At 68.2% G+C, this 14,939-nt stretch carries 14 protein-coding genes; 5 read left to right on the forward strand and 9 right to left on the reverse strand.

What is annotated here, in order from left to right; genetic code table 11:
• Positions 1-5: 5 nt before the first annotated feature.
• Both D4740_RS08590 and D4740_RS08595 read right to left on the reverse strand, forming a co-directional pair.
• Complete coding sequence (locus tag D4740_RS08590; RefSeq protein ID WP_243106698.1) at positions 6-713, reverse strand: response regulator transcription factor; 708 nt, start codon at positions 711-713, stop codon at positions 6-8.
• 61 nt (positions 714-774) lie between these two features.
• The gene (locus tag D4740_RS08595) at positions 775-2,142 is read right to left on the reverse strand and encodes an ATP-binding protein (protein ID WP_119836527.1); all 1,368 of its coding nucleotides are present in this window, start codon (positions 2,140-2,142) and stop codon (positions 775-777) included.
• A 136-nt stretch (positions 2,143-2,278) separates the two neighbouring features.
• On the opposite strand from D4740_RS08595, the gene D4740_RS08600 reads away from it, so the two are divergent.
• The gene (locus D4740_RS08600; protein WP_119836528.1) at positions 2,279-4,522 is read left to right on the forward strand and encodes a PspC domain-containing protein; all 2,244 of its coding nucleotides are present in this window, start codon (positions 2,279-2,281) and stop codon (positions 4,520-4,522) included.
• A 77-nt stretch (positions 4,523-4,599) separates the two neighbouring features.
• Positions 4,600-5,046: a hypothetical protein gene (locus D4740_RS08605; protein ID WP_147392883.1), complete on the forward strand. Its 447-nt coding sequence runs from the start codon at positions 4,600-4,602 to the stop codon at positions 5,044-5,046.
• A gap of 147 nt (positions 5,047-5,193) precedes the next feature.
• On the opposite strand, the gene D4740_RS08610 is transcribed toward D4740_RS08605, so the two are convergent.
• The gene (locus D4740_RS08610; protein ID WP_119836530.1) at positions 5,194-5,784 is read right to left on the reverse strand and encodes a DJ-1 family glyoxalase III; all 591 of its coding nucleotides are present in this window, start codon (positions 5,782-5,784) and stop codon (positions 5,194-5,196) included.
• A 187-nt stretch (positions 5,785-5,971) separates the two neighbouring features.
• Between D4740_RS08610 and D4740_RS08615 the strand changes: the two genes are divergently transcribed.
• Positions 5,972-6,520, forward strand: a complete 549-nt coding sequence (locus tag D4740_RS08615; protein ID WP_162933909.1) for an NAD(P)H-dependent oxidoreductase — start codon at positions 5,972-5,974, stop codon at positions 6,518-6,520.
• A 1,112-nt stretch (positions 6,521-7,632) separates the two neighbouring features.
• On the opposite strand, the gene D4740_RS12740 is transcribed toward D4740_RS08615, so the two are convergent.
• The 5 genes from D4740_RS12740 to D4740_RS08640 all read right to left on the reverse strand — a co-directional run bounded on the left by D4740_RS12740 (position 7,633) and on the right by D4740_RS08640 (position 11,082).
• Complete coding sequence (locus D4740_RS12740; RefSeq protein WP_147392884.1) at positions 7,633-8,481, reverse strand: hypothetical protein; 849 nt, start codon at positions 8,479-8,481, stop codon at positions 7,633-7,635.
• Positions 8,482-8,635: 154 nt separating this feature from the next.
• Complete coding sequence (locus D4740_RS13340; protein ID WP_259390760.1) at positions 8,636-8,767, reverse strand: hypothetical protein; 132 nt, start codon at positions 8,765-8,767, stop codon at positions 8,636-8,638.
• Positions 8,768-8,835: 68 nt separating this feature from the next.
• Positions 8,836-9,627 carry a S9 family peptidase gene (locus D4740_RS08630; protein ID WP_119836533.1) on the reverse strand — a complete coding sequence of 264 codons (792 nt, stop codon included), beginning with the start codon at positions 9,625-9,627 and terminating at the stop codon, positions 8,836-8,838.
• Positions 9,624-10,355 (reverse strand): N-acetyltransferase, encoded by a 732-nt coding sequence (locus D4740_RS08635; RefSeq protein ID WP_119836534.1) that lies wholly within the window; start codon positions 10,353-10,355, stop codon positions 9,624-9,626. The genes D4740_RS08630 and D4740_RS08635 overlap by 4 nt, the downstream gene beginning before the upstream one ends.
• 139 nt (positions 10,356-10,494) lie before the next feature.
• A complete protein-coding gene (locus D4740_RS08640; RefSeq protein WP_182911378.1) occupies positions 10,495-11,082 on the reverse strand; it encodes a TetR/AcrR family transcriptional regulator in 588 nt (195 codons plus the stop codon).
• 281 nt (positions 11,083-11,363) lie between these two features.
• Here D4740_RS08640 and D4740_RS08645 point away from each other — a divergent pair, with 281 nt between their 5' ends.
• Positions 11,364-12,056, forward strand: a complete 693-nt coding sequence (locus tag D4740_RS08645) for an HXXEE domain-containing protein (protein WP_119836536.1) — start codon at positions 11,364-11,366, stop codon at positions 12,054-12,056.
• A gap of 357 nt (positions 12,057-12,413) precedes the next feature.
• Complete coding sequence (locus D4740_RS08650) at positions 12,414-13,145, forward strand: HXXEE domain-containing protein (protein ID WP_182911379.1); 732 nt, start codon at positions 12,414-12,416, stop codon at positions 13,143-13,145.
• Between the two features lie 96 nt (positions 13,146-13,241).
• On the opposite strand, the gene guaA is transcribed toward D4740_RS08650, so the two are convergent.
• On the reverse strand, positions 13,242-14,840 hold the full coding sequence (gene guaA, locus D4740_RS08655; protein WP_119836680.1) for a glutamine-hydrolyzing GMP synthase: 1,599 nt from the start codon (positions 14,838-14,840) through the stop codon (positions 13,242-13,244).
• Positions 14,841-14,939 lie beyond the last annotated feature (99 nt).

Here is a 14,939-nt window from a genome sequence, read left to right on the forward strand (position 1 = left end):
GTGCGTCACACCAGGCGACGCGCCGCAGCCCAGCGGGTCAGCTCGTTGCGGTTGGACAGCTGGAGCTTGCGCAGGACCGAGGAGACGTGGGTCTCCACGGTCTTGACAGAGATGAAGAGCTCAGAGGCGCACTCCTTGTAGGTGTAGCCGCGGGCAATCAGGCGCATGACCTCACGCTCACGAGCGGACAGGCGGTCCAGCTCGGAGTCAGCCACCGCGACCTCCCCCGCCCCGGTCCCGAAGGCGTCCAGGACGAAGCCGGCCAGGCGGGGTGAGAAGGCGGCGTCCCCGGCGGCGACGCGGCGTACCGCCTGGGCCAGGTCCTGCGGGGAGATGGCCTTGGTGACGTAGCCCCGGGCGCCGGCGCGGATGACGGCGACGACGTCCTCCGCCGCGTCAGAGACCGACAGCGCCAGGAAGCGGCTCGTCTTCACGTCACGGCAGGCGGCCACGACCTCAGCTCCTCCCCCACCGTCTCCCCCGGGAAGGTGCACGTCGAGCAGGACCACATCAGGTGTCAGGGCGTGCACCGCTGCGACAGCCCCCTCGACGTCGCTGGCCTCAGCCACGACCTCTAGGTCCGGCGCGTGAGCAGTCAGCTCGGCGCGCACTCCTGCACGTACCAGGGCGTGGTCGTCGACGACAAGGACACGCAGGTACGAGGACGTCTCCGGGACGGGTGGCGGGGCGGCGGACGGCAGGGGGACGGACACTGTCAGTGCTCCTCGCAGGCTGTGGTGGCACGCGCACATGCCGGTGGCTGGTGCTCACATGCTAGGCGTCCTGGGCGGAGGGCGCAGGCAGGAACAGGGCAACCTCCGTACCCGTCTCCAGCCTGCGCACACGTGCGCTGCCGCCGTGACGCTCCATGCGGGCGACGATGGACTCACGCACCCCGTGGCGGTCCGGCGCTACGTCCTCGGGGTCAAAGCCGGGTCCCCGGTCCCGCACGAACACCTCCAGGCGCTCGGGACCCGCCTCCAGGTAGAGCGACACCGGCGGGGCACCGTGGCGCACGGCGTTGGACAGGGCCTCGCGGGATGCTGCCACCACGACCTCGGTGTCGCGGTCCGGTACACGGTCGCCCACGCAGACGAGGTCCACGGCCACGCCGTAGCGGTCCTCGATCTCCCCCGCCAGGTCCCTGAAGGCGTCAGACACGGAGGTGCCGGGCTCGGGACGGTCCGTGTAGAGCCACGCACGCAGCTCGCGCTCCTGGGACCGCGCCAGCCGGGCCACCGTCTCCGGCTCCGCCGCCCGCCTGCGGATGAGGGTCAGCGTCTGCAGCACCGAGTCGTGGAGGTGTGCGGCGATGTCGGCCCGCTCGGCCTCACGGGCCTCGGCCTCACGGGTCTCGGTGAGCGCACGGGCTGTCCTCAGCCACAGGGGAACCAGGACCGCACCGACCCCGGCGATGACGGCGCCCCCCGCCAGCGCCCCGGAGAGGATCTCGCCGGGAGGGCTGTCGCTGGCGACCCAGGCCAGGACGCCGACGGCAGCCAGGGCGGTGCCGCCCAGGAGCCTGAGGACGGCGCCTGCGCTGCGCCCGGGGGCGAGAACGGCCTCGCCCTGGGACCAGGCCAAGGCGACCCCGGCGACGACGATGAGGATGATGACCAGGCTGCCCGCCCGCTCCAGCAGGTCCAGGCGCCAGGCCGCGAGCAGCACGGCGGCCAGGATGAAGGAGCTGCCGTCGATGACTCCCTGGAGGCCGCTGGAGGCGGTCCTCCCGGGTCTTCTGGCGACGGTCCTGGTAGCCAGGCGGGCACGCGCCGGGGAAAGCCGCCCGTCCTCCTGTGCCCACGGGTCCCCGGCAGGGACCGTGCCCCACAGCAGGACGTAGAGGAGAAGGCCCGCTCCACCGATCATACCCAGCGCCAGGAACCCCGTGCGCACCAACCAGGAAGGCACCCCCAGGTGAGCTGCGACCCCGGAGCACACTCCAGCCAGCAGGCGGGAGACACGGGGGCGTCCTGGCACGGAGCCCTGGGAGGCGGCTGACGAGCGGGAGGCGAGCAGCCTGAGGCCCCTGGGCGGGCGGCGCAGGGGGAGCCGCTGGGCGGGCCTGCCGGGTACGGGCACCGGAGGAGCCTCAGGAGCCGCACCGGCTGGCTCGGGGGCGGGAGGAGGCCGGAGGGTCACGGTCTCATCGTGGCACGTCCCTGCCCCCTGAGCCACGACGACGGGCGAAAGCCCGGGTGACCCAGGGGTCGGCTCGGGGGACACTCAGGGCGTCCCCGGATCGCGTGGGACGGCACCCTTCGGTGACGATAAGCCTGTGAACGCCGATAACCCTGTCAACCCTGTCAACGGCAACAAGCCTACAAGCAACGACGACACCGACCCTCACGAGACCAGCCCCCACGAGACCGGCCCCCAGGACCCTGCGGCCCCGCACGGCCCCGCGGGACCTCACGAGGGACCTCAGGAGGCCTCTGGCGGGGCCTCCTACGCCCCGGAGCAGGGCACCGACAGAGGGTTCTTCGGCTCGGTGCGCAGGACGGGGATGGTACGCCCGCAGGACCGGTGGGTCGGCGGTGTCGCGGGCGGCGTCGCTCGCAGGTTGGGGATCGACCCCACCCTCGTACGGTGCCTGTGGGTTGTCGTCTCCGTCTTTACCGGTATCGGTCTCCTTGCCTACGGGCTGGGCTGGGCACTGCTGCCCGAGGAGAGCGACGGGCGCATCCACGTGGAGGAGGCCCTGGCGGGCCGTTTTGAGGCAGGACTGGCGGGAGCAGTAGGCTCGGTCCTGGTCGGCATGAGCCTGCTGGACCACGGGCTCCTGCCCGGATGGTACATCGGGCTGTGGGACGTGCCAGGCCTCGGCTGGACCCTGTGGTCCCTGTTCTGGGTAGCGCTGCTGGCCCTGGTCCTCGTCGGCGGCATCCGCTACCTGTCTGGGCAGCGGGCGGGGAAGGCATCCCAGCCTCCTACGGGAGTGGGGGCTCCGTCTCCAGCCGCCTCCTCAGGCGCTGCGCGCCCCGTCGCCCCTGGAGACTACCTGCATCCCAGTGGCGCTCCAGCATCAGCGGGTGCCCCGTCCTCCGTGAGCGCCACGCCCCCGACAGGTCCGTCCTGCGCACCCGGAACCTGGACAGCCCCGGGGTCAGCCCCGTCCGCAAGGCCCTACCCCGGCCCGGGCTACCCGGGCGGCATGCACCAGTCCTACGGCGGCTACCACCCTAGCCGTACCGCGCCCTACCCGCTCGGCGCGGGCAGCGTGCCCCACCCGCCGTCAGCACCCGTTGGCCACAGGACTGCCACCCCGGGGCCCCGACCCCAGCGCCCCGGGCCGGGCAGAGGAGTCTCCCTGACGGTGCTGGGGCTCGCCCTCATCTGCACCGCCGCCATCTGGTTCGCTGCCAGCACGGAGCGCATCGGCCTTCTCCAGTCCCAGATGCTTCTGGCAGGCTGCGTCGTAGGACTGCTGGGTGCCGGGGTCCTGGTCAGCGGACTGCGCTGTCGCCGTGGCGGTTGGATGACGGCCCTGGGATGGCCGGTCCTCCTGGTCGTGCTCCCGGGCCTGGTGCTGGGCATGCTGACACCGACGTCAGCCATGAGGGCGACCTGGCCGCAGATACTCCACGGAGCCGGGACCAGGACCGTGGTCACCTGGGAGGAGCTGTCCGCGTCTGCGGGTGGGAGCAGCATCGTCAGCCGCGACCTGGGGATCGGCCGCCTCATCCTGGACCTGCGGGACATGCCGACCGACGCCGGTGAGTCCCTCGCCACGATCTCAGCCCGTGTCGACGTCGGTAACCTGTCGGTCCTCACCCGCGAGGACCAGGCGGTCAGGATCCATGCCCGGGTCGACGTGGGCGGCGTCAACGTGGAGATGACCGGGAACTGGGAGCTGAACGGGTCCACCGTGAGCACTACCGACGGCGAGGAGGGAGCGGGGCGCTACACCACCGGCGGAAAGCGGGTCGCCCAGTCCGAGTACCACGTCAGCGGACTGGAGCAGGAGGCCACCGTGTCCTCGGCTGCGGCTGCTGACACTGAGCGCGAGGCACCCATCATCACCGTGGACGCCAGTACTGACATCGGGTCGGTCAACATCATCGCGGGACCGGAGGAGGTCACCTGGTCCGGCAACGCGCAGGAGGACGTCTGGATCATCTACCGCTGGTACCCGGCGGGGGGCTCCAGCCCGCGCACCAGCCTTCCTGTGCCCGGAATGGACCACCCGGCGGTCTCCTCGGACACTGCCCGCGAGTGCCTGGCGTCCATCCAGGAGCAGCGGGAGGACCAGGACGACTGGGACAACTGGGACGACTACGCGAGCTGGACCGACCTATCGGGTCTTGGAGATCAGCAGCGAGCCGCCTACGACGACTGCCTCACCCGACAGCTCGCTGCGGGAGCGGGGAGCCGGTCGGAAGAGGACGGAGAGGACCCTGCGGCCTCGCCGAGTCCTACCACCTCCGACTCACCCGGCACCGACCCCTCTCCTGGCGACAGCGCCTCGACACAGGCCTCCGACACGGCCTCCTCCGCCCCGTCCGCCACCGCTACGCCGTGAGCACCAGGCACAGTGCAGGATGCCGCACGCTCCTCACGCCGACCACGGCCAGAAACACAGACAGACAGGAAGACGCCATGAGCAGCACCAACAGCGCCTCATCACCCGGCGGTCCAACAACGCCGTCCGAGCCACCCCGCGCAACCAGCACTCCGGACACGTCCGGCTCGCCAAGTGCCACGGAGGCGGCAACGGAGCCGACACAAGCCGCAGACGCGGGCATGGGCTCTGGCACGACTGCCCCTGTGGGAGCAGCAAGCAGCAGCTCGGAGTCCTCGGAGTCTACGGACACGGTCTGGAGCGCGGGCACCACCACGCTGGAGACAACGAGCCGCTCCCCGGGGAGGGTCCAGGGCTCAACTCTTCTGTGGGGCGCCGTCCTGCTCCTAGTAGGTAGCCTGCTGGTCGCGACCGGGCTGGGCGTGAGCCTGGATCCGACGACCACGGCGATCGTGTGCCTCGGGGGCATCGGGGTCATGCTGGTGATCCTGGCACTTGTGCCCCGTCGCACCGGTCAGGGCTGACCCCCAGCCTGCACATCTTTACCGGACAGGCGAGCGGGCGGGCGGCCAGACTCAGCCGACCGCCCGCAGCCATGCTGCCGCGCAGGACCTGAAGATGCCCAGCAGCGCGGACACAGCCCCCTGGCAGGTGCCAGCACCGCTGAGACCTCAGCCCTGGTAGACAACCTTGGTCTTAAGGTCGGCCACGACATCGTCACCCAGGTAGTGGCGCACGATCTCCAAGCCAAAGTCCACCGCCGTGGCCATACCCCGGGAGGTAATGATACTGCCGTCCACGACCACGCTGTCCTGACTGACCCTGGCGCCGTGCTCGGCCAGGACACCGGTGAAACCAGGGTTGGAGGTCGCCTCACGCCCCTCCAGCAGCCCCAGCTCGGCCAGGATCGAGGGAGCAGCGCAGATAGCCGCGACCGGACGGCCCGCCTGCACGCGAGCCGTGACCTCATCCATGAGAGGCTGGCAGGCGCGGAGGTTGGGGGTACCGGGGATACCACCGGGAAGGACAAGCATGTCGTAGTCGGCGAGGTCGGTCTCGGCCAGGAGCCGGTCACAGGTCAGGACGATGTTGTGGGAGGAGGTCACGGCCCGCTCCTGGGACACCGCGACCATGTCGGTAGGGATGCCAGCGCGGAAGAGCAGGTCCACCACGGCCAGCGCCTCAACCTCCTCCAGTCCGGGTGCGATGAAGACGGCGACCTTCCTGTCCGTCGCCTCTGTTCCTGCCTTGAGCTCGGGCATGGTTCCTCCTTGGTGGTGTCGGTCCCGCCGGTCCTGGTCACTACACTAGTTCCCGGCTGTCGCAACCAGGGGCATCTCCATGACGCGGCTGGCGGGGTACCCGGCCAGCCGCAGACCGCCCGACGTCCTGCCCCGCACCTCCCGTGCGCTCCGCACTACAACCCACCAGCACCTCAAGGAGCAGCAGTTGAGAACCACCGTCTTCCTCTTCCACCCCCACCTGGGCGTCTCCGTCGTCAACGCGCGCCTGGCGCGCGCGGCCAGGGACGTCGAGGGCGTCACCGTCCGGGACATGTACGGCCTCTATCCTGACGAGCACCTCGACGTCGCTGCCGAGCAGGAGGTGCTCCTGGGCACCGACCGCATCGTGTGGCAGTTCCCCATGTACTGGTACTCCAGCCCGTCCCTGCTCAAGAAGTGGGAGGACGAGGTGCTGGCCCACGGATGGGCATACGGGTCCACAGGCACCGCCCTGCACGGAAAGGAGCTCCTGGTAGCGGTCTCCCCCGGCGCAGACGCCGCGAGCTACACGCCTGAGGGCAAGTTCCACTACTCGGTCACCGAGCTGCTGCGCCCCTTCCAGGCCACCAGCAACCTCATCGGCACCCGGTTCCTCACCCCCTTCGTCACCACCGGCACCAACGGGATGAGCCCGCAGACCCTGGAGGAGCGCGCCGCAGCCTACGCCCAGGAACTGACCGCTGAGCGCCCCACCCTGGGTCTCCACGAGGGCTGAGCCACAGGCAGCTCTTATCCAGGAACCACCCCCACCCGGGCTCATCACCGGCTCCACGCTGACTGAGCCAGTTGACCCCCTTGGCGCCACCGGCTGAACCCGTCTGCCGGGTAGACAGGCGACCACGCTGTCGAGCGACATCGAACGAGGTCGAGCAATGTCGAGCGGCTGGGTCGTCGGCGTACCTGGCGACCGGGCAGCCCCTCCGTCGGGCATCCGGGCGCATATACCCGTTGTAGCAGTTCCAGGTGGGGTGGAACCGCGTAATCCTACCTGGCGCGACTTGCGTACGGGTGGAGAGTGTCCTGCTAAGACGGAACCGTGTGAGCTAGGCGCACGCACCTCACGCGAGCCAGGCTGGTACCGCTCCCGCTTTCCTCGACAACCTCCACCTGAGTATGATCTGCGCCAGCCCACCTCGCGCGGCTCACGCTGAGGCGGAACTGCCCAGAAAGCACCCCACCACCAGAACAATATGATTCACCACACATGAGCCAGGATTTCCAGACATCCTGCCCTCACAACCCCCACCGGCACAAGTCACCCCGAGGCCACCACGCCAGTGCACGGCTGGGCAGCACACCCGGCCAGCCGGGCCGCTCTGAGCCGTGCGGGTCCCATCCGCCCCGGTACCGAGGAGATCCACCGTAGGCGGTGCATACCACGGCTCTGGCAAGAAGTCTCAGGTTCCTCCAGCAGCCGGGTGCCCGGAGGGCTGGCACACGCACCTGTGCGGTGGCGACCGCTGCTCTCGTAGAACTCTACGAGAACAACGGCGCCCTAAAGAAGCAGCACCGAAAAGAACGGGGCGCCGCACGACCCTATCTGCGCAGGCGCGCCAGGCGCCAAGCCAGCCTGTTTCGTCTCCGGTGAAGCCACCACCAGCTCAACGTGTGCCTCACCTGGAGCGAGCCAAGCTCCCGCAGGCTCGGTAGACCTCTCTGGGCCAGCCCACTGCTGACGCGGCCCCGATCGTGCCCGTACTCCTCAATGAGACGGTGAGCCTCGCACACCCTCTCCGACCCCAAGGGGTGCGCAGCGATTTTTGCGTCAATTGCTCGAATTCTAGCGGAGACCACCTTCTCCGATGGACGCATAAACAGCATCACGTTTTACCTTCCAACCACGCAGGCAAACGCCCCTCGACCAAACGCAGCAAGGATTGATGCCGGGTTTCCCATTGAGGCGATTGCACTGATCTGCGGGCCCGCCAGCCCGATGCCCACAAGACATTTTATCATCCATGGCGCCAGCCAAATAGGATCGGCCACAACCGGGTAGGAAACGTCCTCAGCAGACGCGTGGTCAACAACTTGGACCAGCGTACTCCCGTCAGTCTCGTACCAGGTCGGGACGCTTCTCCCCTCGGCGTCCGTCGCCCACGCCGAGCCTGCAGCGAGAGTGACACTGCCATCACCATCGACGACAACCGCCCCGTCGTCAACAAGCTCAAGATGCTGGTCGTCCTGAAGATCGATCTCGTAGGAGTACCGCGTTGGGGCGGCGCCATCGGCTATCTCTGTTAGCATCTGGGCGCCGTGGTCGGTCACAATGACGGCGCTTGCGCTCTCTTCGCCGGGAAACACCACCGTGCCACCATCAAGGACCTCAGCCTCCTGCGACTCCGCAACTTCTGGGAGCCCGATTCTTACCGACTCTCCCTCTGCATCCGTAAAAGTGACTCCTTCACCGCCACTGGAAGGTACATCGACCGTACCGCCACTCAGGGCCGTCTGCCCAACGCCCTCCGGGTTGATCGGCTCCCCAACCCACGCCGCGTCACGATCCCTGATGCTTGAAATCGCTTCCGCAACTGCAGCTGGATCCTCCGAACTGGCATCTGGAAACTGTTCTGACGACCATGCACTGGCCGACATCGAAAAGAATACTGCTGCGGCAAGACAGGCAGCGCCGACACGCCGACTCTGGCGCCTCATTGCAACTAGGGCTCTTAGGCTCATGATGCGACTCCTTTGTACGCTCACGATACGATATCGTACGTGACGCACACGCTACATCCATGAACGCTTCCAGTCAACAGAGATGTCGATCTTACCGTCGAAAGTATGACGCCTCCGTCGATCGTCTGACCACCTTACCCCGCCGGTCAGACGATCATGTCAGTCGTTCAGCCGAGCCTGCCGTACGGGCGGTGAAGACCTCAGGCCACTGCCGATGGGCCACGGCCACACGGTAGAGTGCCGACTCGGTGACAGCACGTCGAGGCAGCAGGGCTCCCAGACTCATGACGGGTGACAAGGCCCTTGCGCCCAGGCACGGCTCAGGAGTCCAGACCGCGTTAGTCCAGGACCGCGTTAGTCCAGGACCGCGTTCCACCGCAGGAACTCAACAGTGTGCCCCACCGCCCGCTCCCACCGCTCGTCGCCGAAACCGTGCCCCGCCCCGGGCACGGTGACCAGCTCGGCGTCGGGGAAGGCTCGCAGCGCCCGCTGGGAGGAGGTCAGGGGGACAGAGCGGTCCTGGTCACCGTGGATGATGAGCACCGGCCTGCGGTAGGCGGTGATCTCGGCGTAGATGTCGAGGTCCCAGGCGTCGGCCGCGTAGGCGCGCCCCAGGAGGGTGCCCCGGTGCTCGTAGCGCTGCGGAACTGCCGCCAGGGTCGGGAACCGCGAGCGCAGGTCCTCCGCCAGGCCCAGCGCGGGGTACCACAGGGCCAAAGCGGCTACCTGGGAAGCGTGGCGGGCTGCTGCCAACGCGGCCACTGCCCCACCCAAACTCAGCCCGAACAGGGCGATCCGTGTGGCATCAACAACGTCCCACCGGCCGACCTGAGCCAGGACCTCCTCCAGGTCAGCCAGCTCGGTGAGGACCGACATGTCCGTGGCCTCCCCCTGGCTGGCAGCGCCCCCGCCGCCGCGGAAGTCGAAGCACACCGCCACCGCCCCCTGCGCCGCCAGGCGCTGGGCTACGGGTGCCACCCGCAGGTGAGAGCCGTCCATGCCGTGGCAGCACACCACCAGCGGCGCCGGGCTGGCAGCGGTCGCAGAGCCCGGTACGTAGACCAGGCCGCCCACGCGCTGGCCCGCCACGGTCAGGGCAAGCGGCCGGGCGGTATAGCCCTTCGCCCACTGGGTCGACTGCGTCATGAGCGCGGCCCCTGTGCCGCACCGGTCGGCCCCGCGGCAGTGGCACCCGCGAGGCTGCCGGGATCCCCGGTCCCGGTAGGTCCCCCAGAGTCGGAATCGACCTGCTCTGGCCAGAACCTGGTGCGCTCCAGGCCCGGAAGGCGCAGCGGCCGGGGCGCTAGGCTGCGCAGGGCCCGGCCCAGTGCTGGTACGTGGAACGGCAGGGAGCTGGACAGCACCGAGTAGCGCTGGGCCCCCTCCACGACGTCGTAGCCGGTCAGGCGCAGGCCGTGGCGCTGGTAGAACGCCAGGCGGCGGTACCGCTGGCCGATATTGCTCGCGCCGGGGTCCAGCGGCTCGATCTCCAGGACTACGGGTCGCCTCCCGGCGCGCTCCAGCACGTCGCCGAGGATCTGCGAGCCGTAGCCGCGACCCTGGAGCGCCTCGTCAACAGCCAGGAACAGCAGGAAGACTACCTCCGAGGTCTGGACGGTGTAGGTGAAGCCGGCAAAGCCGCTGCGAGGCCCACGGAGACCACCCCAGGCAGGCACCCCGCCCGCAGCAGGACCGGTACTCCCGGCAGGCGCGCTGCCCTCCTCATAGACCTCCAGGTCCACGCCGCGGCGCAGGGAAGCCAGGCACAGCAGCGGTAGGGGGACCCTCTCGCTGGGCGGGAAGGCACGGTGGTACAGCGCGGCGACCTCCGCCCCGCGACGCAGGGTCAGGCCGGTGGCGTATCGGTTCAGCATCTCGAGATCGTCTCACACGGCAGCCGAGCGCGCGCAACCTCCCCGACCATCCCGACCCCACTACCAGCACCGCCCCGACCAGCGTCTGCTACCAGCGTCCCCAGCGGGGCGTCGGCGCCGCGCCCCACGAGGCGTGAGCCTACTGGTCGTGCCGCTCGACGAGGGCTCGGCGCATCACCGCGCGCACAGCCCTCCCGAGCTCACGATGCGCCAGCCCGGCCAGCGCCTCAGTTTTCCCTGACGCGAGCGAGTTGCCGATCGAGGCCGTCAGTCCGTGCACAACAAAGTCGATGTCGAACAGCTCCTCCTCCGACAGCTCCTCGCGCGAGACACCCGCGTAGTCCAGCCAGGCTCGCATGACGTGCCTCCTGAAGATGCTCAACAGATACGGGGAGTCACCTCTGGCGTAGAGCCACCCCCGACGCAACGAGGCCCGGACCTGCGGGCTGGAAAGGAGTACCGACACCTCCTCATCCTCATCCAGGATGAGCCGCCCAACCAGCAGGGAGACATCGGCCTCAGCCTGGTTCTCGCGGAATAATTGCTCGGCCAGGTCGTCCACGTTTGCGTAGTGGTAGTAGATCGTCTTGTGGTTGACCCGGGCCTCGCGGGCAAGACGCTTGATCGTCACGTCAGCGTACGGGCGCTGCGACAGAATTCCCCAGAACGCGTCCTTGATCCGGTTCCTCGCAGAGTCCTCACCCAGGTCCGCCCTCGGTCGCGCCACGTCCCACACCCCCTGTGCCTGCCTTAGGCCACATGGACAGGCTACCAGTAGCAGGACCACGCAGCCCCGCCGCCAGCAACCAGCCCCGGCTCCTCTCCCCAGCAGGCAGGAACCACCACAGCCGATGACGCCGCACGAGGAACCGGAAGAACCGGCCGTGACCTTCCATTTAGCCTCAGCAGCGCAGGCGCTAGGGTCAACTCGCCTCTGAGAACTCAGAGGCCGAAAAAGCCCGGGAAGCGGTCAGGGAACACCGCGGCTCACGAGAAAGGCAGGCTCCAATGGCGACCCAGTTCTGGTACTCCTGGCCCTGGATGGGGCTGGGCATCTGTCTCACGGTGCTGGTTCTTATGTGTGGCACTAACGTGCTGCGCAGCTCCACCAGCATCAGCCGGTGGAGGGACCCGGCATGGTTCGCCTGGTTCCCGGTAGTCACCTATACGGCCCACCAGTTCGAGGAGTACTCCTTCCACATCACCGACGGGCAGTACGACCTAGTGCGCTTTGTCACCACGAGCGGGGTGCTCCCCTTCGACCTGACGAACCTCCCTGCGGCCCACTTCCCCGTGGTCAATATTCTCCTCGCGTGGTTCGTGGCCCCTCTCGCCGCCCTCCTGGCACGAAGAAACCCTGTCGTCGGGTTCTCCCTGTTTGGGTTCATGCTGTTCAACGGGATCACGCACATCACCGGAGGCCTCGACCCGTCCCAGAACCCCGGCGTGGTTACGGGCACCCTCCTCTTCATTCCCGGCACGGTGTGGATGGTCGTCCTGTGCCTCAGAGAGCACGTCATGTCGCGCGCGGGCCTGGCAGTGACACTCGGAGCAGGTATCCTGGCCCACGTCATCTTCTTCAGGGTCTACGCGCTGGCACCGCTGGGCCCGGTCGCGGTCCTGACTGGCGATGTCGTGGCCGTGTTCCTTCCGCTCGCCCTGGCCTGGCTCGGTTGCAGGCTGTTCAGGATCGCCTCGTAGTGCGCCGTGCAGGAGCCCCGGTGCGGGGCACCGGGCGCACGCGGGAGAGGATCTTGTAGACGGCCCCTGGCCATGAGCGTGATTGTTCACGAGCCCTCCACACACCTTACCTTCCCGGCGAGGCCGCCGATCCGCGAGAGGGCAGCGAGGCATTTACGCACCGACCCGGCTCCCGGTAATGAACCCTTCCGTCAGCCCGAACCTCCTCCCGCAGAGTCGGACAATCTGCCACAGCCAGCACACGACAAACCGGACAAACTGGGATTCACCTTCCATTTAAGGGACGCGACGTGCGTGCTAGGGTCAAACCACCTCCGGAAGGTAGAAGGCCTCGGTGGCACAAGGAGGGAGACCACCGTGATCCCGACAGACGACTATAGCCTGTTTATGCACTCCTGGCCGTGGATGGGCCTCGGAGCCGGGATCGTGCTCACTGCCATCGCGTTCACGACCAACCTGTTCCGCTCCGACACGACGAGGAGCAGGTGGAAGGATCCCGTCTTCATCGCCTGGCTGGGAGCCATTGAGTACATGGTCCACAATTTTGAGGAATACGGCGTGTCTGTCACTGGCGAGCCATTCGCCTTTGTCCACCTCATGGAGCGCGCTGGCATGGACGGAGTCACGGAGGGCGCCTATCTTGGCTGCAACATCACCCTGGTGTGGCTCGTCGGTCCGGCGCTGGCGGTGCTCTCTCGCAGGCGTCCCGCCCTATGCGGAGCCATGCCACTGTTCGCTGCCGTCAACGGCCTGTCACACCTGGCGTATGTTCCCAGCCTCGGCTATAACGCTGGTCTGGCGACGTCCCTTCTTCTTTTCATCCCACTGGGCGCCTACACCACCGTCACCTTCTACGGCAGGAACAAGCCCTTCAACTGGAGGACCTATTTTCGCACGGCTGCCGTCGCTGCGCTCTACACTGGGTGCGTCTTCTTTACCGTAAGGCTGGCTAGCAGTGGAACGCTCTCCAGCAGCCCCGTGCTGACGGCCTTCATCACGTGTGCGACTATCGTGTGCGGCGGACTGTGGTGGCTCGCCGCACACGAGGAGGTGCATGGCGCTATACCAAAAACCCCTTCGGCAGCCTAGTATGACGACCTCTTCTGGCTTGCCGTCACCGGGCGCGTCCCCGCGATTATTCACCACCTCCTGGGCGACCTGGGCAGCGAGCCGTAGGGCAGCGGCTCACTCCCACTCAATGGTGCCCGGGGGCTTGCTGGTGACGTCGAGCACCACCCGGTTGACCTCGGGGACCGAGTTGGTGATCCGGTTGGAGATGCGCGCCAGGACGTCGTAGGGCAGCCGGGTCCAGTCCGCAGTCATGGCGTCCTCGCTGGTGACCGGCCGCAGCACGACAGGGTGGCCGTAGGTGCGTCCGTCACCCTGGACCCCCACGCTGCGCACATCGGCCAGCAGTACCACCGGGCACTGCCAGATCTCGGGATCCAGGCCCGCCGCGCTCAGCTCCTCCCGGGCAATAGCGTCAGCCGCGCGCAGGACACGCAGCCTCTCCGCCGTTACCTCCCCGATGACCCGGATGCCCAGACCCGGCCCGGGGAAGGGCTGGCGGGCCACAATTTGCTCGGGCACCCCCAGCTCACGGCCCACGGCACGAACCTCGTCCTTGAACAGCGTGCGCAGCGGCTCGACCAGCTCGAAGTCCAGGTCCTCAGGCAGTCCGCCCACGTTGTGGTGGCTCTTGATACTGGCTGCGCCTTCGCCACCGCCAGACTCCACGACATCGGGGTAGAGAGTGCCCTGCACCAGGAAGCGGATCTGTCCGCCTGCGGCACCGACCTCCTCCATCACGCGGCGCTGAGCCGCCTCGAAGGAGCGGATAAACTCCCTACCGATGATCTTGCGCTTGGCCTCCGGATCACTCACCCCGGTCAGGGCGGACAGGAAGCGCTGCGTCTCGTCCACGGTGACGACCCGGATACCCATGCCCTGGGCGTAGTCCCTCTCCACCTGCTCGCGCTCACCGGAGCGCAGCAGCCCGTGGTCCACGAAGATGCAGGTGAGACGGTCACCGACAGCCCGGTGGACCAGGGCCGCAGCCACCGAGGAGTCCACGCCTCCGCTCAGCCCGCAGATGACGTAGCCCTCACCCACCTGGGCACGGATGCGCTCGACCTGCTCGTCGATGATGCTGCCGGGCGTCCAGGTGGCAGGAACGCCGGCCTCCGTGTGGAGGAAGCGTTCCAGGACCGCCTGGCCGTGGTCGGTGTGAAGCACCTCCGGGTGCCACTGGACCCCGTAAAGACGGCGCTGGACGTCCTCGAAGGCAGCCACCGGGGTCTGGTCAGTGGAGGCGGACACTACAAAGCCGGGAGGGGCTGCCTGCACGGCGTCGCCGTGGCTCATCCACACCACCTGCTCGGCAGGGGTCCCGGCGAGCAGCTGGCTGCCAGGATCCACGCGCGCCGTGGTGTGCCCGTACTCGCGCGTACCGGTGCGCCCCACCCGCCCCCCCAGGGCCTGGGCCATGGCCTGGAAACCGTAGCAGATGCCGAGCACCGGCACCCCTGCCTCAAGGAGCGCCACGTCGACCCTGGGAGCGCCGGACGCGTAGACCGAGGACGGCCCTCCGGAGAGGATGACGGCGGCGGGCCGCCGAGCCAGCACCTCCTCTACAGGCATGGTGTGGGGCACGATCTCGGAGTAGACCGAGGCCTCACGGACCCGGCGAGCAATCAGCTGGGCGTACTGGGCACCGAAGTCCACCACGAGCACGGGGCCGACGGAACCAGCGACGGTACCGGGGCTGTTCTGAGGTGTCGTCACCACGGCAGCATACCCGTCCGCGCCCCCGGCGCCTGTCCACGCCTCGGCACCTGCCCGCGCGCCGCAGTCCTCCTACCGTCCCCGAGCTCCCGTCCACGT

Origin of the sequence: Actinomyces sp. 2119, assembly GCF_003591215.1 — a bacterium.
Lineage (GTDB): Bacteria > Actinomycetota > Actinomycetes > Actinomycetales > Actinomycetaceae > Actinomyces > Actinomyces lilanjuaniae.